The following is a 19,142-nucleotide window of genomic DNA, read 5'->3' as shown; positions in this document are numbered from 1 at the left end:
GGGCGTCCCCCAGACAGCCCGGCGGCCGTCGGCCCGCCGCGGGAAACAGCGTTAGATCAGGCGGCAGAGGCAGCGGGCCACCTCCTCCCGGGTGCGGCACCGGAGCGCCTGGTCCACCGCGCCCTCGTCGGTGACGATATGGCACAGGGCGGGAAAGAGCCCGGCGCTCGCCTCGGGAAAGGCCAGCAGAAGGACCATGCGAACCTGGACGCCGCCGCCCCAGTCCACCGGCCGCCGGGGCAGAAGCACGCCCACCGAGGGGCGGAGGACCTCGGCGCAGTCCCCATGGGGTATGGCGACGTGGGAGGAGATGCCGGTGGAGGAGAGGGTCTCCCGGCCCAGGACGGTGTGAAGATAGGTGGGTGTGACGCAGCTGTCCGCCTCCAGCGCCTCGCACAGCATACGGATGGCGGTCTCCTTGTCGGACACGTCCACATCGCGCAGGACGTTCTCCGGCCGGAAGAGAGCCCGCAGCTCGGCCGGGGCGGCGGGGGCCCCGGGCTCGGCGTGGAGCCGGGCCTGCCGGGCCAGACGCCGCAGGAAGGCGGAGACGGCAGCCTCGTCCTTGAGCTGGCTGAACAGGAGGTATGGCACCCCCTCCAGCTCCACCTGGAAGGTGCTGGCCACACCCAGGACGTTGTACTGCTTCTGGAGGCGGCGCAGCTGCCGCTGAAAATCGGCGGACCGGAGGGCGCCCAGGCGGATGACCTCCGCCTGGAGGTTCAGGGGGGCGATGGTCTGCTCCAGCCAGGTTTTAAGGTAGGCGGCGCAGCCGTCCCCGGTGAGGCAGCAGGTGAGGATCGCGTTCCTCCTGGGCTGCGCCTCATCCTGGTCCGCGCCCAGGATGAGGGACTTCTTGGCCTCCACCAGGGAGGCGGCCACGTCGTCGATGTCCAGCTCGGGCAGATAGACCTTCCGCACCGCGTCCAGCACCATGAGGGTGTCCACCCGGGTGACGGTCCGGGTGACGATGCCGGTCTCCCGGGAGATGCGCGCGCCGAAGGCCTCGGGTGAGCCCATGTCCGCCAGGATGAGGACGCCCCGGCCCTGGTCGCAGGCGATGACCTTCTCCCGCAGACGGCGGTAGATGTGGTCGGTATGCTCGTCCAGGCCGATGTCCAGCGCAGTGACGCAGGTGGCGCCCATGAGGCTCCCGGCCACATTGGCCATCTCGGAGGCAACCTTGCCGTGGGTGGCCACGATGAGGCCGATGGTGGGCGGGTCCTGGTGGATATTCACGTCGCTGGCGGCCAGGTACATGGCCACGAAGCCGATCTCCTCCTCGGGCAGGGCCACGCCCAGGTGCTTGACGGAGCACTCCGCCATACGGCTGGCCGCCAGGTATTCCTTGGGGTGCTGGTGCTTGATTTGAGTGAGGTGGGGGTTGCGGATCCGGCTGCCCGCCTTCAGCCGCTGGAGGGCGCTGCTGAGATGAGTGGAGAGGAGGAAGAGCAGGGCCTCGTCCCGAAAGCCCAGTTCGTTGCGGGCGATGGCCAGCATCTCCCGCACCATGTCGGTGACGGCGCTGTCCACAAGCTTGCCAAGGGCGTCTGCGCCGCCGGGGTAGGGGACGCTCTGGGCCTGGAGCCGTCCCAGGTAGCGGCCGATTTTCTTCTCCACCAGCTCGCAGATGGTGGCGTTGAGCTCCTGACTGGAGATGGGGTAGCTGAGCAGTTTTTCGTACTGGGCGTCGATGGTGCGGTAGATCTCGTCGGAGAACTCGTAGGGGTCCTTCATGCGGAAGGCGGCCACGCTCCCCGTGCCGTCGGCGGGGAAGATGAGGTCGCCCGGTACCAGCCGGGCCGCCTGTTGGGCGCGATCCGGGTCGGCCTCGGCGGGGAGAAGGGATTTGGCGGCGACCCGGACGCAGCCGTCCCCCCCGTGCTCCAGCACATAGCTCAGATAGGCCCTGGCACAGGAGACCTGAATGCTGCTGCGCAGCTCGCCGATGTTCCCGGCGTACCGGGTGCCCAGGAGCTGGCGGAGGGCGGAGCCATCCACAAGGATATCCTTGCGGATGCGGCTGGCCTCCACCTGGAAGAAGAGAGAGATGAGAGCCAGCTTCTCCTCGGGGGCGCGGTCCTCCAGGGAGGGCATATGGATGACCATGGGGATGCGGCGGCGAAAGGTAGTGAGCAGGCTCTGCTCAATGTCCTCCGTGGTGGCGGCGATGATCATGACGTTGGCCTTCTTGACCTGCTTATCTCCCACCGGGCGGTAGGTGCCCTTGTCGATGAGCTGAAAGAGCATCTCCTGGCCGTCGGGCGGCATGCGGTGGACCTCATCCAGGAAGAAGATGCCCCCGTCCGCCGTGGAGATAAGCCCCTCCCGGCTGCCCACCGCGCCGGTGAAGGCCCCGCTCACATAGCCGAAGAGCTGGGCGGCCAGGAGCTGAGGATTCTCCGCGTAGTCGGCGCAGTTGAACTCCACGTAGGGCCGGCGGGGCGCGCCGTCCGGCGCGCCCGTGAGGGAGAAATGATACATGGCCTCGGCCAGCATGCTCTTGCCCACGCCGCTCTCACCGATGATCAGGGTGTGCAGCCCGTAGGGGGGATAGAGCACGGAGGCCTTGGCCTGATCCACCTGGTGGGCCAGGCTCCCGTCGTGCCCCACGATTTTGGCGAAGATATCCTCTCCGGCCGGTTCGCCCGGCCCGCCGGTCTGGGCCGCCGCCCCGGCCAGGGCCTGGGGGGTGCGCGCCTGCGCCCCATCCCTGCCGCGCAGATACTGGAGCACGCTGTTGAGGGTGATGCGGTAGCCCATCTGGTTGAGACGGGCGGTCAGGCTCCGGGCGCTGGCGGCGTCCCCGGATCGGGTGAGGACGGCCAGGTCCTGGAGCAGGCGGGGCTCCCGCCGCTCCCGGGAGTTGGTGATGCCCGCCAATTGCCGCAGGGTGGTGATATTGCTCCGGGAGGTGTTCAGGGCCTCGGAGAGCTCCTGGTCGGTGAGCGGGTTCTTGGGGTCCTCCCCCGCGACCAGCTCCCGGAGTCTCGCTATGAGCGGCGCGTCTTTCATATATGGTCTCCCTCCCTATGGCGTATCTCTAAAGTCCGGGGGCCCGCCTTTTCAGGTACACCCTTTGTTATGATGTGGCGTGAACAAGGAGAAGGGAAAAAGCGGGAACTGCGGTTTGCTTTTTCCCTTTTCGCTGTTCACGCACAGGGAGCGGCCCCCGCCGGACCGGCGGCCGGCGGGGCGCGCTCCGGCTTCCTGGGCCGGTCAGCCGTCGAGCCGTTTGACGTTGTCCAGAATCTCCTGGAGGACGGCGTCCCTGCCGATGCCGCTGATGAGGGGCACGCCGTTGAGGACGGGCACCTTGTACTCAGTCTGGTTGAGCCCCAGGGAGGAGACAATGAGGTCGGCGGTGTCCAGCCGGTCCTTGGCCATGGTAAGGCCGATGGTGTCGACGGTCCAGTTGGCGACGCCCTGGGCCTCAAAAAACTCGGTGATGGACTTCTTGATCATGGTGGACGTAGCGTAGCCGAGGGCGCAGATGACCAGCAGGGTTCTCTGTGTTTTCATACTCAAGACCTCTTTTCAATCGGACGGCTATCCAAACAGGGACATGACGTACTGCACCAGCTCAAAGAGCTTGACGCACAGCAGATTGGGGAAGTTTGCGGCGTTGGTGATCTGCATGGCGCCGTAGGGGATCTCATAGCCGGCGGAGATGGCAATCTCAGTGAATACGGGGGCCAGGATGGTACCGATGTACATCTCGCAGGAGACCACGATTACGGTGAAGATGGCGCCCTTGAGAATGTTCATCTTGAAGAATGGCATGAACATGGCAACCAGAATGAAGCCCACGGACAGCATCCCCACGGGGAGCACCTTATTGCCGGGGAGAATAACGGAGACGATAAGGGCGATGGGCACCAGCAGCATGCCCACGGCCAGGGACTCGGGAAGACCCGCCAGCAGCACGCCGTCCAGGCCGATGTAGACCTCACGGTCCTTGAACTTGCGCTTCACCCAGTCGGTCATGACGGTGGTGGTCTCGTTGAGGCCCTCAATGAGAATTTTGGTGCTCAGGGGGATGAAGTAGAGGGACGCGCCGAACTTGATGCCGGTGAGGAGCACGTCGGCGAAGCCGTACCGGCCCAGAAGCGCCATGATGACGCCCAGGATAAAGCCCATGATGCCCGGCTCGCCGATGACGCCGAAGCGCTTGCGGATAGTCTCGGCGGAGATGTTGGAGTCCCGGATGAAGGGAATTTTGTCAAAGAGCTTGTTGAACCAGTAGGCCACCGGCGCGTAGAAGGCGCTGTAGACATAGGGGAAGGAGAGTCCGGTGTACTGGGGCAGGACCTTGTGGATGTGGGGGGCGGTCCAGTCGGCAATCTTCAGCGTCAGCACGCCGGTGATGATAATGGCGAGAATGGCGAAGAAGAAATTGCCGGTGGACACATAGACCAGCACGCCGGCAGTGCCCCAGAAGTATAACATATTGTAAATATCCACGTCCATGGTCTTGGTGAGCTTCAAAAGCAGCATCACGATGTTCAGCGCGATGCCCACGGGAATGGCCCAGACCACCACGGGGTTGGAGAGGATGATGGGGGTCACGCCGGAGCCGAAGTCAACCACGGTCATGGTGAGTCCCAGGTTTTCCACCATGGCGTTGGACACGCCCACCACGGTGCCCAGGAAGATGTCGAAGGCGAAGGTGGACAGGGCGAAGAGGCCCATGGCGTACATGAAGGCCGCGCGGATGGCCTTGCCGGGTTTGATGCGGAGGATGAGGTTGAAGACGAGGAAGATCAGAAACATCATCACGGGACCGGGCAGTTTTCCGAACCAGTTCAGCGCCTCAGCGATATAACTCATTAATTGACACCTCCATAAAATAACAAATCCCCGGGGCGTGACTGCAGAGCCGGACCGGCTGGAATTTTCACCGGAAGACCGGCCGCCTCAGGCACGCCCCACACACACGAAGGGCTTAGACCTGATTGCTGGCGTTGAAGAGGCGGATATAGCGCCGCACGGACTCCTTGACGGCGGCCAGAGCGGGCTTCTGGATATCCTCGGGGAACATGACGTTTTTGTCCGCGGTGACCAGCCTGCGCACCTCGTTGGCCCAGATGAGCGCCTGTTCGGAGGCCACCTTGATGTAGTTCACGCCGTGGTTCACGCACTCGCGCAGGTCCTCCTCCACCACATGGGAGGAGCCGTGGAGGGCCAGGTTTACCCCGCCGGTGCGCTCCAGAATGGCGTCCAGCCGGGCAAAGTCCAGCCGTCCGGTGCGCTTGAAGGGGGGCAGCTCTCCGTCCCAGAGGGAGCGGACGTACTGGCCCACGGAGACGGCCAGGGTATCCACCCCGGTCTCGGCCGCGAATTCGGCGGCCTGGTCCGGGTCGGTCATAATCTCGGGGGGCACCACAAAGGTCTCCTCAAAGGCGCCGGCATAGTTCTGGGCCTGGGGGAAGAAGCGGCGGACCTCGCCCAGGGCGCCCACGCAGGCCGCGCCCGCGTTGTGGGCGATGACGGCCATCTCCCGGGTCATGGACACATTCTGCTCATAGGGGAGGAGGGAGCCGTCCAGCATGACGGAGTTCCAGCCCAGGGCCAGGTCCCGGGTGGCGTTGGGGATGGCCTTGTCGTCGGTGACGAAGGCGTGGTCCACCGAGAGGGTGACGGGGACCTTGGCGTAGTGTGCGGCGGTTAGCATGGCCTGAGTGAAGACATGCTCACCAAAGCTTTTGACGAATTCGGGACCCTGCATCAGGATGACGGGGGCCCGCTCCTCCTCGGCGGCCTCCACAATGGGGGCGATAAACTCAAAATTAAAGGGGAAGAACGCGGGGACGGCGTAGCCCTTCCTGCGGGCGTGCTCCAGCAGTTCGTTTTCGTGGACAAATGGCATGACAATTCCTCCAAATCATATTTTGGGGGCCTCGCTTATACGGGCCTGGTCTGAGAGCCGGAAAAAGCGCGCTCCGCGATGGACCGGATCTCCTCAGGGTCGCTGGAGGCGGCGACAGCCTCGATGATGCCGGGGTCCTGGATAAGGTCCATGACGCGGGTGATGGTGTCGAGCTGCCCCTGGCTGGAGTCGATGGCCATCATGAAGACAACCCGGACCTCCACCTCCGCGTCGGGGTCGTCGATGCGGCGGAAGGGGATGGGGCGTTCGGTCTTCGCCACCAGGACGGCGGTCTCCAGAACATGGTTCCGGTCGCTGTGGGGGATGGCCACCGCCACCGGCTCCGCGGGGATGCCGGTGGGATAGGACTTTTCCCGGTCCAGCACGGCCTGGCAGTAGGTTCTCTTCACCATGCCGCCGGCCTCCAGATGGCCGGCCAGCTCCCGCAGGACCGACTCGCAGTCCGTCCCGTGGGCCACGCAGCCCAAAACGGCGGGGGCCCTGTCTGCTTGACTGCTGATAATACTCACCTCCCTCTGTGGGGCCCGGAGACCCCGAATCAGTTAAACTCCTGCTGGCACTTATGTTGAGCAAGGGGCGTGCCAGACATTGTTCAATTGCGTCGAAACCGTGGAAATACAGTGAATATTTTGAAAAGGACCCTGAAATTCAGGCCGAAAACGTGACATAATTGGTCAGCCGGGCCCCGGTATGTAAATTGGTCAGGCCTTTTTCGGCAAAAAAGAACAGAAAAGCGCCCCGCGGCCGGGCCGCGGGGCGCGGAATGGTATGAGAGGACGGCGCAGCGAATGAGGACGTGGGAATACTCAGCGGCCCGTCCTGCTCTGGAGCACGCTGTTCACGACCATGCCCACCACAATCAGTGCCAGACCCACAGCGCCCATCGCGCCGGGCATGGGGTTGCCCAGGAGAAACACGCCCCCGGCCAGACAGAGAAGGATCTCGCCGCACTGGGTGGACTCCACCAGGGCCAGCCAGTGGGGGTCCCCCCGGACAAGCTGGGTCCCGTGGAAGAAGAGCAGGGTGGCGCAGATCCCGGGAAAGAAGGCGGCGGCCAGAGACTGGAGCATCTGCCCGGAGGAGGGGGCCCCGGCGGAAATTCCGCCGAAAATCGCCAGCACGATGCAGAAGGGCATCACGCACAGATTCATGCCGAAGACCCGCTCAATCACGCCCAGCTTATCCCCCACCAGCTCCATCATCTTGCGGTTGCCCAGAGGATAGGCGAAGGCGGAGAGAAGGACAGGCAGGGAGAACAGCAGGAGGGAGAGAAAGCTGGTCTGCTGGGCGTGCTCCACCTGGAGGAGGAAGACCCCCACCAGAATCACCGCGAAGGCGGGGAAGAGCCGCACGGGGATTTTCCCCCGCTCCCGGACCGGGCCGTCCGGCGTCTGCCGGACCGTCCAGAACAGGGGGGTGAGCAGCGCCCCGGCGAACATGGTGAACTGATACGTGCCCGACACCAGCCAGGAGGGGCCGTAGGCCGCCGCAAAGGCAAATGGGGCGTAAAAAATGCCGAAGGCCACCGTGCTCCACAGGAGCCATTTCCCTGGCGCCTTTCGGATGACGGCCATGGTCCTGCCCATGGTGCCGCGAAGCAGCACCATGACGAAGAGGATGGGCAGGGAGAGGAAGAAGCGCAGACTGGCCGTCCAGAGCCAGCTCCCTCCCTCCAGGGCCATGAGATTGTTGAGCACGTAAGTAAAGGAGAAGAAGACTGAGGCGAGAAGCCCCAGTGCCACCGCCTTCTGACCCGTCCGGGTATCCGACTGAACCGCCGACTTGACCATATCCGACCTCCGTTAATTTACTCTTTAAACTATAGAATAACACGCTAAGCCGCACCTTGGCAAGCCATCCCAAAAGAATCGGGAAAATGCCGAAAAAGTCATTGACAGCCTTTTATATCGATATTATAATATCGATACGAAAAGATTGAGAAAGGAGGGGAGGCCATGCTCTCCATCTCCCGGCAGGCTCTCCAGCGCCTGCCGCTGTACCTGAATTATCTCAAGAGCCTACCCCCCGGCACCGTCAATATCTCGGCCACCGCCATTGCCCAGGCCCTGGGCCAGGGGGACGTACAGGTGCGCAAGGATCTGGCCGCCGTCAGCGACCGGGGAAGGCCCAAGGTGGGGTACGACACCCACGGCCTCATCCGGGACATCGAGGAGTTTCTGGGCTACGACAATGTGGATACCGCCGTCATCGTGGGGGCGGGCAACCTGGGCCGGGCGCTGCTCTGCTACGACGGCTTCTCCACCTACGGGCTGGACATCGTGGCCGCCTTTGACGCGGACTACACCCGCCAGGGCGTCCTGGAAAACGGCAAGCAGATTTTTCCCGTCTCACGGCTTGGGGAGCTGTGTGAGCGGATGAAGGTGAAGATCGGCATCATCACCGTCCCCGCCGCCGCGGCCCAGAAGGTGTGCGACACCATGATTGAGGCCGGGGTGCTGGCCGTCTGGAACTTCTCACCCGTGCGTCTCACCGTACCGGCAGGGGTTCTGGTCCAGGACGAGAATATGGCGGTCTCCCTGGCGGTGCTGTCCCAGCACCTGGCGGAAAAGCTCCGTGAGAGTGAGGAGGATGCGGTATGACGGACTATATCGGCCTCAAAAAGTCCAACTGTAAAAACTGCTATAAATGCATCCGCAACTGCCCGGTGAAGTCCATTCGCTTCGCCGACCATCAGGCCAACATCGTCCCCGAGGAGTGCATCCTCTGCGGGCGGTGTTTTGTCGCCTGCCCGCAGAACGCCAAGGAGGTCCGCAGCGACGTGCCCGCCGCCAAGGCCCTCATTGCCACCGGCGCGCCGGTGTGGGTGAGTCTGGCCCCCTCCTTTGTGGCCTGCTGGGACGGGGCCACCGTCGGCGCCCTGGAGAAGGCACTCAAGGCCCTGGGCTTCGCGGCGGTGGAGGAGACCGCCGTGGGCGCCACCATCGTGAAAACCGAGTATGAGCGCATCGTCCGGGAGGGCCAGCAGGTGGTCATCTCCACCTGCTGCCACACCGTGAACCTGCTGGTGCAGAAGTACTACCCCGAGGCCCTGGGGGCCCTGGCCCACGTGCTGTCCCCCATGCAGGCCCACTGCAAGGATATCAAGCGGCGCTGCCCCGAGGCGCGGACCGTTTTCATCGGACCCTGCATCTCCAAAAAGGACGAGGCCGAGAGCTACCCCGGCGTGGTGGACTGCGTGCTCACCTTTGAGGAGCTGTCCGCCTGGATGGCCGAGGAGCATATCGAGCTGGATCGGGTGGCCGACGGCAGCGCCGAGAGCCGCGCCCGGCTCTTCCCCACCACGGGGGGGATCCTCCGCACCATGGCCGAGAAGGACCCGGAGTACGCCTACATCGCCGTGGACGGCATTGAAAACTGCATCACCGCCATTCAGGACGTGGCGGCGGGGAAGCTGGGCAAGTGCTTCATCGAGATGTCCGCCTGCGCGGGGAGCTGCATCGGCGGCCCTGCCATGGGCAAGAACCGCCGGGCCGCAGTGAGGGACTATGTGGCGGTGGACCGCTACGCTGGCCCCAGGGACTTCCCGGTTGTCCAGCCGGAGCCGGAGAAGCTGCGCAAGCCCTTCCGCCTGCTGACAACCGGCGCGGTGAAGCCGGGCAGCGCGGCCATTGAAGAGGTCCTGCGGCAGATGGGCAAGACCAAGCCCTCCGACGAGCTCAACTGCGGCTCCTGCGGGTACGACACCTGCCGGGACAAGGCAGCCGCCGTACTGGCGGGCAAGGCGGAGGTCACGATGTGCCTGCCCTACTTAAAGGATAAGGCCGAGTCCTTCTCCGACCACATCATCGAGAGCAGCACCAACGCCATCCTGGCCCTGGACGAGGACTTCCGGGTGCAGCAGTTCAACGAGTCGGCCTGCCGGCTGCTGGGGATGGACGGCGAGGAGCTGCGCGGCGCGCAGATGGCGGACATCCTGGACCCCCAGGTCTTCTGCGAGACGCTGGAGCTGGGCCGCACGGTCCGCAACCCCCGGCTCTACCTGGAGCGGTACGACAAGTACGTGGAGCAGCGGGTGTCCTTCGACGAGAGCTACCGCATTTTCATCTGCGCCATGCGGGACATCACCGACGAGGAGCGCCGGCGCGCCCAGCGGGAGGAGATGAGCCGCTCCACCGTGGAGATTACCGATAAAATCATTGCCAAGCAGATGCGCACGGTCCAGGAGATCGCCTCCCTTCTGGGGGAGACCACGGCGGAGACCAAGGTGGCTCTGACCAAGCTGAAGGAGTCGCTGGGACATGAATGAATTCTGCACCGACGTGGGCTACGTGAGCCTCAACAAATGGGGGGAGCAGCTCTGCGGCGACCAGGTGGAGATGGTGGAACAGGAGGACGGCTCCCTGGTGGTGGTCCTGGCCGACGGGCTGGGCAGCGGCGTGAAGGCCAGCATCCTGTCCACCCTCACCGCCAAAATCATCTGCACCATGATGGCAAACGGCCTCACCCTGGCCGACTGCGTCCACACCATCGCCGCCACCCTGCCGGTGTGCAGCGTGCGGAAGGTGGCCTACTCCACCTTTTCCATCCTCCGGGTGGGCCAGAACAACCAGGCGGAGCTGATTCAATACGACAATCCCCACGTCATCCTCCTTCGGGACGGCAAACACCTGGACTACCCCGCGGCGGTGGAGGAGATTGACGGCAAGAGGATCTACAAATCCACCGTGGACCTCCACGAGGACGACACCTTCGTCGCCATCAGCGACGGGGCCATCCACGCCGGAGTGGGGATGAATCTCAACTTCGGCTGGCAGCGGGAGGACATCATCCGTTTCCTGGAGACCATGTACGACCCGCAGAACACCGCCAAGACGGTCTCCGCCATGCTCACCGGCGAGTGCGGAAAGCTGTACGGCGGCCACCCCGGGGACGACACCACCGCCTGCACCGTCCGTATCCGGCGGCGGAGGCCCCTCTCGCTGATGATCGGCCCGCCCCAGAACCCGGAGGACCTGCCGGGGATGATGGGGGACTTCTTCGCCCTGCCGGGGAAGCACATCGTCTGCGGCGGCACCACCTCCACCCTGGCGGCGGAGTACCTGGGCAAGCCGCTGGAGGCGGGGCTTCCGGTCTATGTGGACCCGGCCATCCCGCCCACCGCGAGGATCGAGGGGGTGGACCTGGTCACCGAGGGAGTCATCACCATGGGCCGCGTGCTGGAGTACGCCCAGGACTACCTGGGGGACAATTCCCGGTACACCGACTGGCGGTATAAGAAGGACGGGGCCTCCCTGGCGGCCCGGATGCTCTTCGAGGAGGCCACCGACATCCGCTTTTTCGTGGGCCGGGCCTCCAACCCCGCCCACCAGAACCCCGGCCTGCCCATCAGCTTCAATATCAAGATGCATCTGGTGGACGAGCTGACCAGATGCCTGAGGGAGATGGGCAAGCGGGTGGAGGTCAGGTATTTTTAGTGTGAACCGTGCAGCCCTTGCGGACGGTCTGTCCGCAAGCATTGCCAGGACGAAAAAGCTTATCATTCCGGCGCGGGAGGAGGGTTTTTCCTCCGAATCTTAACATAGAAAAACCAATCAGGAGGTACATTATGAGCCAATCCTTCGACTACTCCGTGGTGGACGGCGTTCTGGCCGAGCTGGGCACCGGCGAGAGCGCGGTCATCTCCATCCTCCAGCACATCCAGGAGCACTACCGCTATCTGCCCCGGGAGATATTCCCATACCTTTCCAAGAAGCTGGGGGTGAGCCAGGCACGGATTTACTCCGTGGCCACCTTCTATGAGAATTTTGCCCTGGAGCCCAAGGGCAAATTCGTCATCAAGGTCTGCGACGGCACGGCCTGCCATGTCCGCAAATCCGTCCCCATCCTGGAGCGCCTGCGCAAGGAGCTGGGCCTCACCGAGAAGAAGCGCACCACCGACGATCTGGGCTTCACGGTGGAGACCGTCTCGTGTCTGGGCGCCTGCGGCCTGGCCCCGGTGCTCACCGTCAACGACAAGGTCTACCCCGGCATGACCCCGGACAAGGCCGCCGCCCTCATTGAAGAGCTGAAGGGGGAACTGTAAGATGCATTTGAAGACGAGAGAAGACCTCCGCGCCGCCCGCGTCCTGTACGGGAAGTCCCTGGCGGCCCAGGAGAAGAAGATTCTGGTCTGTGCAGGCACGGGCTGCATCTCCAGCGGCTCCCTGGATGTGTATGACCGCCTCAGGGAGTTGATGGAGGAGCGGGGCATCCACTGTGCCGTCAGGCTGGAGGAGGAACCCCACGAGCACGAGGTGGGCATGAAGAAAAGCGGCTGCCACGGCTTCTGTGAGATGGGCCCCCTGGTGCGCATCGAGCCCTGGGGCTACCTCTATACCAAGGTGAAGGTGGCCGACTGCGAGGAGATTGTGGAAAAGACCATCCTGGGCGGCGAGCATATCGAGCGCCTGGCCTACCACCAGAACGGCAAGGTCTTCGAGAAGCAGGACGAGATCCCCTTCTACCAGAAGCAGACCCGCCTGGTGCTGGAACACTGCGGCCATATCGACGCCACCTCCATCGAGGAGTATCTGGGCATCGGCGGCTACACCGCCCTGGAGAAGGCCCTCTTTGAGATGGACGGCGACGCCATCATCCGCACCGTCACCGACTCCGGACTCCGGGGCCGCGGCGGCGGCGGCTTCCCCGCGGGGAAGAAGTGGAGCCAGGTGAAGGCCCAGAAGACCGAGGAGAAGTACATCGTCTGCAACGGCGACGAGGGTGACCCCGGCGCGTTTATGGACCGCTCCATCATGGAGGGGGACCCCCACCGGCTCCTGGAGGGCATGATGATCGCCGGCCTGGCCTGCGGCGCGGCCGAAGGGTATATCTACGTCCGGGCCGAGTACCCCATGGCGGTGGAGCGCCTGCGCACCGCCATCTCCCAGGCGGAGGCGTGGGGCCTTCTTGGAGAGAACGTCCTGGGCACCGGCTTCTCATTTAAAATGCACATCAACCGCGGCGCGGGCGCCTTTGTCTGCGGCGAGGGCAGCGCCCTCACCGCCTCCATCGAGGGCAAGCGGGGCATGCCCCGGGTCAAGCCTCCCCGCACCGTGGAGCACGGCCTCTTCGACAAGCCCACCGTCCTCAACAACGTGGAGACCTTCGCCAACGTGCCCCGCATCATTCGGGAGGGGGCGGAGTGGTTCCAGAGCTTCGGCACCGCCGGAAGCCCCGGCACCAAGGCCTTTGCCCTTACGGGCAATATTGAGAATACCGGCCTTATCGAGGTCCCCATGGGCACCACCCTGCGGGAGATTATTTTCGATATCGGCGGCGGCATCAAGGACGGGAAGGAGTTCAAGGCGGTCCAGATCGGCGGTCCCTCCGGCGGCTGCCTCATTGAGACCAATCTGGACCTGCCACTGGACTTCGACAGCCTCAAGAAGGTGGGCGGCATGATTGGCTCCGGCGGCCTGGTGGTCATGGACGACTCCACCTGCATGGTGGAGGTGGCCCGCTTCTTCATGAACTTCACCCAGAACGAGTCCTGCGGCAAGTGCGTCCCCTGCCGGGAGGGCACCCGAAGGATGCTGGAAATTATGGAGCGTATCGTGGACGGCCGGGGCGAGGAGGGGGACATCGAGACCCTTCTGGAGCTCTCCGACATGATCTCCAACACCGCCCTGTGCGGCCTGGGCAAGACCGCCGCCTTCCCGGTGCTGGGCACCATTCGGTACTTCCGGGATGAGTACGAGGCCCATATCCGGGAAAAGCGCTGCCCCGCCGGGCAGTGCCAGAAGCTCAAACGCATCTGGATCGAGGCGGACGAGTGCAAGGGCTGCTCCAAGTGCGCCCGCAACTGCCCCGTGAACGCCATTACGGGTAAGGTGAAGGAGCCCTTCACCATCGACGCAAACAAGTGCATCAAGTGCGGCGCGTGCGTGGAGGCCTGTCCCTTCCACGCCGTCAAGGAGGGTTAAGCCATGGTGAAACAGGAATTTCTGACCATCGACGGGATTCCCGTCGCCATTGAGGGCGAGAAGAACATCCTGGAGCTCATTCGCAAGGTGGGCATCAAGCTGCCCACCTTCTGCTACCACTCGGAGCTGTCTATCTACGGCGCGTGCCGCATGTGCATGGTGGAGACGCCGCGGGGCATGGAGGCCGCCTGCTCCACGCCCCCCAAGGCGGGGATGGATATCCGCACCAACACCGAGCGGCTGCGCAAGTACCGCAAGATGATTCTGGAGCTGCTCCTCGCCAACCACTGCCGGGACTGCACCACCTGCGGCAACAACGGCTCCTGCAAGCTCCAGGACCTGGCCATGCGCTTCGGCATCGACCGGGTGCGCTTTCCCAACACCGCCGCCGAGCCCAAGCTGGACGAGTCCTCGGTCAGCATCGTCCGGGACCAGAACAAGTGCATTCTCTGCGGGGACTGCGTGCGTATGTGCAACGAGGTACAGAATGTGGGCGCCATCGACTTTGCCCACCGGGGCGCGAAGATGACCATCTCCACAGCCTTTGAGGTGCCCATCGCCGAGTCCCCCTGCGTGGGCTGCGGCCAGTGCGCCGCAGTCTGCCCCACCGGGGCCATCGTGGTGAAGAACGACACCGCCAGGGTCTGGGCCCTGCTGGACGACCCCGATGTGAAGGTCACCGCCCAGATTGCCCCCGCCGTCCGGGTGGGCCTGGGAAAGGAGATGGGCATGGAGCCCGGCGAGAACGCCATCGGCAAGCTGGTGGCCGCCCTGAAGCATATGGGCTTCGACGAGGTGTACGACACCTCCACCGGCGCGGATCTCACCGTCCTGGAGGAGTCCAACGAGCTGCTCCGCCGGCTGGAGGAGGGAGAGCACGACTGGCCTCTTTTCACCTCCTGCTGCCCCGCCTGGGTGCAGTTCTGCGAGAAGAATTACCCCGAGCTGATGGGCAATGTCTCCACCTGCAAATCCCCCATGGAGATGTTTGCCGCCGTCATCCGGGAGAACAACAGGACCGCGGGCCGCAGAAAAGCGGTCCATGTGGCCATTATGCCCTGCACCGCCAAGAAGTTCGAGGCCGCCCGGAGCGAGTTTTGCTCCGGGGAGGGGCAGGACGTGGAGTATGTCCTCACCACCCAGGAGCTCATCCGCATGGTGAAGGAGTCCGGCGTGGTCTTCTCGGAGCTGGTGCCCGAGGCGGTGGATATGCCCTTTGCCTACAAGACCGGCGCGGGCGTCATCTTCGGCGTCACCGGCGGCGTCACTGAGGCGGTGCTGCGCCGTCTGGCCTCCGACAAGTCGGCCACCGCCCTCAAAACCCTGGCCTTCCAGGGCGTCCGCGGGCTGGAGGGGGTCAAGGAGACCACCGTGCCCTACGGGGAAAGAAATCTGCGCATCGCCATCGTCAGCGGCCTGGGCAACGCCAGCGCCCTCATCGAGCGCATCCGGGGCGGCGAGCACTACGACTTCGTGGAGGTTATGGCCTGCCCCAACGGCTGCATCAGTGGCGGCGGTCAGCCCTTCGCCCATGCGGAGGAGCAGGCCGAGCGCAGCGAGGGGCTCTACAAGGCGGATCAGGTCTCGCGTATCAAGCGCAGCGAGGAGAACCCGCTGATGATGGAGCTCTACGGCGGACTTTTGAAGGGTAAGGTCCACGAGCTGCTGCACGTGGAGTATCCGCTGGCAAAGGGGGCGGAGTGATGGCGACGCTGAGCGTGTGCATCGGTTCCTCCTGCCATCTGAAGGGCTCCTACAATGTGATTCAGACCTTCCAGCAGATGATTGAGGAGTACCATCTCCCCGACGACACCCTCACCTTCAACGGCGCGTTCTGCATGAAGCAGTGCGCCGAGCCCGGCGTGGCCGTCAGCTTCGAAGGCGCGGTCTACCACGTCAAGCCGGAGGAGGCCCGCAGCTTCTTCCGGGAGACCGTCCTCCCCGTGCTGGAGCGTGGGAGGCAGTGAGCTTTTCGGCCGCGCCCCAAGGCATCCCTTGGCCGGGAAGCCGGGGCGAGACCGGATGAGGCCGCCGTCCTGCTAACCTTCCCCGCGGTGGGGGGGACATATGCCGCAGGGGGGAGACCTCCTCTGCGTTCTCGATTTTCCCGAAGGGACCTGCCCGAGCGGGTGGCCCGGCATCATATCACGTCCTGCATCGGGATTCAGCCCCAACCGCCCGGCAGATTTCGGAAAAACGCCGCCCAAAGGGTGGAAATGAATCTAAGTGAATGACAAAAACGCCCCTTGCCCCTATGGGGGAAGGGGCGTTTTTGATGGAATATGAACTGAGGCGCGCGGCGGGCGGCCTTGAGGCCGTACCTCTTGCGCGCCCCACGGGGCAAGCCCCGTGGGGACCCCGAATATCTTACATCTGCTCGGCGGGAATGAATCCCGCCGGCATCAAGGTTTTGGCCTCACGGGGGGCCAAAACGCTTGGCGAGGAGCGCCGAAGAAGTCCGGACCAAAGGCCGCCGGGAGGTGCAGAAAAAGAGCGCCGTCCATTCGGACGGCGCTCTTTCGAAAGCCAGGAGAAAAAACTCAGCGCTTGCTGAACTGAGGCGCGCGGCGGGCGGCCTTGAGGCCGTACTTCTTGCGCTCCTTCATACGAGGGTCGCGGGTCAGGAAACCGGCGGCCTTCAGGGCGGGACGGAACTCGGCGTCCACGTTCAGAAGGGCGCGGGCGATGCCGTGACGGATGGCGCCGGCCTGGCCGGAGACGCCGCCGCCGGTGACGGTGGCAACGATGTCCACCTTGCCGATGGTGCCGGTGGTGTTCAGGGGCTGACGGACAACCATCTTCAGGGTATCCAGGCCGAAGTACTCGTCGATATCGCGGCCGTTGATGGTGATGGCGCCGGTGCCGTTGGGGAACAGATGCACACGGGCGACAGAGGACTTCCGGCGGCCGGTGCCGTAGAGATAAGGCTTCTTGCTCTTATACATAGTTTAGTCTCCTCCTTATTCCGCGGTCCAGGGCTCGGGCTTCTGCGCGGCCTGGTTGTGATCGGCGCCGCGATAGATGTGAAGCCGGGTCAGGGAGTCCTTGGTGATGATGTTCCGGGGCATCATGCCGCGGACGGCCACCTTCATGGCCAGCTCGGGCTTCTCCTGCATGAGGATGCGGTACTTGGTCTCCTTGAGGCCGCCCACATAGCCGGAGTGGGTGCGGTACATCTTCTGCTCCGCCTTCTTGCCGGTCAGGACGGCCTTCTCGGCGTTTACGATGACCACATAGTCGCCGCAGTCGGCGTGGGGGGTGTACTCGGGCTTATGCTTGCCACGCAGCAGGGTAGCGGCGGTGGCGGCAGTCTTGCCCAGGGGTTTGCCGGCCGCATCGAGGATATACCACTTGCGGACGATGTTCCCCTTGTTTGCCATAAAAGTGGACATAGGTGAAACCTCCAATTGCTTTTATATCTCCAAACTGGATTTAACACAATAAGCGCCCCACTCTGGACGAGTGGAGCGTTTTGTATTATAATACCTTGGTTCCCCAGTGTCAACGGCTTTTTCGCTTTTTTTAATTTATAAATAGGAAAGCTCATGATATCTCTCAAAATCTCTTGTTATCTCCTGTTTTCTCGATTTCGATTTTCAAATTATTTTGCCCGAAAAGTGAGGTTTTCCCCTTGGTGAACAATAAAATTCTCAGCTATGTCCGCCGCTGTGTGGAGGATTACGACATGATCCAGGCGGGGGACCGCATTGCCGTGGGGGTCTCCGGCGGCAAGGACTCCGTGACCCTGCTGGCGGCCCTGGCGGCCCTGCGGGAGTTCTACCCCATCCCCTTTACGGTGGAGGCATTCACCCTGGACATGGGCCATGTGGACGGGGGAGAGGGGATGGATTTTGCGCCGGTGGAGGCCCTGTGCCGGGAACTGGATGTGCCCTTTTCCCTCCTGCCCTCGGAGATTCACCATATCATCTTCGACCTGCGCAAGGAGAAAAACCCCTGCTCCATGTGTGCTAAAATGCGCAGGGGCGCCCTCCACAATGCACTGGCAGAGCGGGAGATTAAGAAAATCGCCCTGGGCCACCACTTTGACGACGCGGTGGAGACCTTCTTCCTCTCCCTCTTCTACGAGGGGCGCATCTCCTGCTTCCAGCCCGTGACCTACCTGGACCGGACCGACATCTGCCAGATCCGGCCTCTTCTCTACTGCGGGGAGGCCATGATCCGCACCGCGGCGGAGAAGAGCGGCCTGCCCGTGGTCCACAACCCCTGCCCCGCCGACGGATATACCAAGCGCCAGGAGGTCAAGGAGCTGATTCGCGACCTGGACCACCGCTATCCGGGCCTGAAGCGGCGGATTTTCGGCGCGATGCAGCGTCTGCCCCTGCCCGAGTGGGGGCCGGTGGAGCACAGGCGCACGCCGCTGCCCGACGAGGGGATCGACTGAACCGGGCGCGGCTGCAAATTCGGATGCCCCTACTTTCCGGATGCGCCCCAAGAAAGGAGCGGCCATGAGAATTGCCATTATCGGCTACAGCGGAGCGGGAAAGTCCACCTTGGCCCGTACGCTGGGGGAGCGGTACGGCATCCCCGTGCTCTTCCTGGACACGGTGCAGTTTACAGCGAACTGGGCGGAGCGGGACCGCGGGGAAGCGCGGGCCATGGTGGAGGCGTTTATGGCCCGACCGGACTGGGTGATTGACGGCAATTACCGCAACTTCGCCCAGGCGGAGCGGCTGGCGCTGGCGGACCGCATCGTCTTCCTGGACTTTCCCCGCCGGATCTGCGTTCCCAGAGCTGTGGGGCGCTACTGTAAATACCGGAACCGGGCGCGGGAGAGTATGGCGGACGGCTGTATTGAAAAGTTCGACCGGGAATTCTTCTGCTGGCTCATGTGGAAGGGACGCACGAAGCCGGTCCGGGACCATTATCAAGACATTTGCGGGAAATACGCCGGAAAAATATCAGTTTTGAAAAATCCGGCCCAGGTGGAGCAGTTTTTACGTGAAATTCAGCATTCACAGTAAAAAAAGGCGGCCCGTGCTTAGCACGGGCCGCCTTGAATGTTTGTAGAAGGGCTTTTAGGCCTTCCGGGCCGTCAGCTTCGCCCTGCTCGCCAGCTCCAGGCGGCGAATTACATACAGGGAGTCGGTGACGACCTTCACGGGCTTGGAGAAGTCCAGGACGAACAGGCCGATAAAGGACTTGGCGTCGATGTGGATGTTCTCGTCCTCAGACTCGAAGAACACGGGCTCCTCTACTGCCATGGCGAGCTTCTGCACCTCGGCAATTTCGTTGAAAGAATCAAACTTTGCTTCAAAGACCATCTCAGGTCACCTCCTTTATGGCCTTAGTATAGCAGTGGGGTGGGAAAG

At 63.5% G+C, this 19,142-nt stretch carries 18 protein-coding genes; 9 read left to right on the top strand and 9 right to left on the bottom strand.

Features of this window, described 5'->3' with window-relative positions; all coding sequences use genetic code 11:
* Window positions 1-51: 51 nt before the first annotated feature.
* The 6 genes from H8S62_RS01235 to H8S62_RS01210 all read right to left on the bottom strand — a co-directional run bounded on the left by H8S62_RS01235 (window position 52) and on the right by H8S62_RS01210 (window position 7,680).
* Window positions 52-3,015: a sigma 54-interacting transcriptional regulator gene (locus H8S62_RS01235; protein WP_186918238.1), complete on the bottom strand. Its 2,964-nt coding sequence runs from the start codon at window positions 3,013-3,015 to the stop codon at window positions 52-54.
* 204 nt (window positions 3,016-3,219) lie between these two features.
* Entirely contained in the window at window positions 3,220-3,522 is a 303-nt protein-coding gene (locus H8S62_RS01230) for a PTS sugar transporter subunit IIB (RefSeq protein ID WP_155145108.1), read from the bottom strand.
* A 27-nt stretch (window positions 3,523-3,549) separates the two neighbouring features.
* Window positions 3,550-4,830, bottom strand: a complete 1,281-nt coding sequence (locus tag H8S62_RS01225; protein WP_155145110.1) for a PTS transporter subunit IIC — start codon at window positions 4,828-4,830, stop codon at window positions 3,550-3,552.
* A gap of 115 nt (window positions 4,831-4,945) precedes the next feature.
* Window positions 4,946-5,869, bottom strand: coding sequence for a class II fructose-bisphosphate aldolase (locus H8S62_RS01220; RefSeq protein WP_155145111.1), 924 nt, complete (start codon window positions 5,867-5,869; stop codon window positions 4,946-4,948).
* Window positions 5,870-5,904: 35 nt separating this feature from the next.
* Entirely contained in the window at window positions 5,905-6,399 is a 495-nt protein-coding gene (locus tag H8S62_RS01215) for a PTS sugar transporter subunit IIA (RefSeq protein WP_186918237.1), read from the bottom strand.
* A 297-nt stretch (window positions 6,400-6,696) separates the two neighbouring features.
* The gene (locus H8S62_RS01210) at window positions 6,697-7,680 is read right to left on the bottom strand and encodes a multidrug resistance efflux transporter family protein (protein ID WP_186918236.1); all 984 of its coding nucleotides are present in this window, start codon (window positions 7,678-7,680) and stop codon (window positions 6,697-6,699) included.
* Window positions 7,681-7,845: 165 nt separating this feature from the next.
* Between H8S62_RS01210 and H8S62_RS01205 the strand changes: the two genes are divergently transcribed.
* The 7 genes from H8S62_RS01205 to H8S62_RS01175 all read left to right on the top strand — a co-directional run bounded on the left by H8S62_RS01205 (window position 7,846) and on the right by H8S62_RS01175 (window position 15,779).
* Window positions 7,846-8,490, top strand: coding sequence for a redox-sensing transcriptional repressor Rex (locus H8S62_RS01205; RefSeq protein ID WP_155145116.1), 645 nt, complete (start codon window positions 7,846-7,848; stop codon window positions 8,488-8,490).
* On the top strand, window positions 8,487-10,157 hold the full coding sequence (locus H8S62_RS01200) for a [Fe-Fe] hydrogenase large subunit C-terminal domain-containing protein (RefSeq protein WP_186918235.1): 1,671 nt from the start codon (window positions 8,487-8,489) through the stop codon (window positions 10,155-10,157). Before H8S62_RS01205 ends, H8S62_RS01200 begins: the two co-directional genes overlap by 4 nt.
* A complete protein-coding gene (locus H8S62_RS01195; RefSeq protein WP_186918234.1) occupies window positions 10,150-11,325 on the top strand; it encodes a SpoIIE family protein phosphatase in 1,176 nt (391 codons plus the stop codon). Before H8S62_RS01200 ends, H8S62_RS01195 begins: the two co-directional genes overlap by 8 nt.
* Before the next feature lie 131 nt (window positions 11,326-11,456).
* Window positions 11,457-11,933 carry an NADH-quinone oxidoreductase subunit NuoE family protein gene (locus H8S62_RS01190; RefSeq protein WP_155145124.1) on the top strand — a complete coding sequence of 159 codons (477 nt, stop codon included), beginning with the start codon at window positions 11,457-11,459 and terminating at the stop codon, window positions 11,931-11,933.
* Between the two features lies 1 nt (window position 11,934).
* Window positions 11,935-13,812: an NADH-quinone oxidoreductase subunit NuoF gene (gene nuoF / locus H8S62_RS01185; RefSeq protein WP_155145125.1), complete on the top strand. Its 1,878-nt coding sequence runs from the start codon at window positions 11,935-11,937 to the stop codon at window positions 13,810-13,812.
* A gap of 3 nt (window positions 13,813-13,815) precedes the next feature.
* Window positions 13,816-15,516 carry a [FeFe] hydrogenase, group A gene (locus H8S62_RS01180; protein WP_186918233.1) on the top strand — a complete coding sequence of 567 codons (1,701 nt, stop codon included), beginning with the start codon at window positions 13,816-13,818 and terminating at the stop codon, window positions 15,514-15,516.
* Entirely contained in the window at window positions 15,516-15,779 is a 264-nt protein-coding gene (locus tag H8S62_RS01175; protein WP_155145130.1) for a (2Fe-2S) ferredoxin domain-containing protein, read from the top strand. The genes H8S62_RS01180 and H8S62_RS01175 overlap by 1 nt, the downstream gene beginning before the upstream one ends.
* Window positions 15,780-16,352: 573 nt before the next feature.
* Here H8S62_RS01175 and rpsI read toward each other — a convergent pair.
* Both rpsI and rplM read right to left on the bottom strand, forming a co-directional pair.
* Window positions 16,353-16,757 carry a 30S ribosomal protein S9 gene (gene rpsI, locus H8S62_RS01170; protein WP_155145132.1) on the bottom strand — a complete coding sequence of 135 codons (405 nt, stop codon included), beginning with the start codon at window positions 16,755-16,757 and terminating at the stop codon, window positions 16,353-16,355.
* A 15-nt stretch (window positions 16,758-16,772) separates the two neighbouring features.
* Window positions 16,773-17,204: a 50S ribosomal protein L13 gene (gene rplM, locus H8S62_RS01165; RefSeq protein WP_155145134.1), complete on the bottom strand. Its 432-nt coding sequence runs from the start codon at window positions 17,202-17,204 to the stop codon at window positions 16,773-16,775.
* A gap of 242 nt (window positions 17,205-17,446) precedes the next feature.
* On the opposite strand from rplM, the gene H8S62_RS01160 reads away from it, so the two are divergent.
* Both H8S62_RS01160 and H8S62_RS01155 read left to right on the top strand, forming a co-directional pair.
* Window positions 17,447-18,214 carry a tRNA lysidine(34) synthetase gene (locus H8S62_RS01160; RefSeq protein ID WP_341481001.1) on the top strand — a complete coding sequence of 256 codons (768 nt, stop codon included), beginning with the start codon at window positions 17,447-17,449 and terminating at the stop codon, window positions 18,212-18,214.
* Between the two features lie 64 nt (window positions 18,215-18,278).
* Window positions 18,279-18,794, top strand: coding sequence for a P-loop NTPase family protein (locus H8S62_RS01155; RefSeq protein WP_155145136.1), 516 nt, complete (start codon window positions 18,279-18,281; stop codon window positions 18,792-18,794).
* Window positions 18,795-18,848: 54 nt separating this feature from the next.
* Here the strand turns inward: H8S62_RS01155 and H8S62_RS01150 are convergent, their stop codons facing one another.
* The gene (locus H8S62_RS01150) at window positions 18,849-19,094 is read right to left on the bottom strand and encodes a hypothetical protein (RefSeq protein WP_155145138.1); all 246 of its coding nucleotides are present in this window, start codon (window positions 19,092-19,094) and stop codon (window positions 18,849-18,851) included.
* Between the last annotated feature and the right edge of the window lie 48 nt (window positions 19,095-19,142).

The sequence above is a fragment of the Lawsonibacter faecis genome, assembly GCF_014287675.1.
Taxonomy (GTDB): Bacteria; Bacillota; Clostridia; order Oscillospirales; family Oscillospiraceae; genus Pseudoflavonifractor; species Pseudoflavonifractor faecis.
The sequence above is the reverse complement of the archived record's forward strand: the minus strand, read 5'-3'. Positions and strand labels throughout refer to the sequence as shown.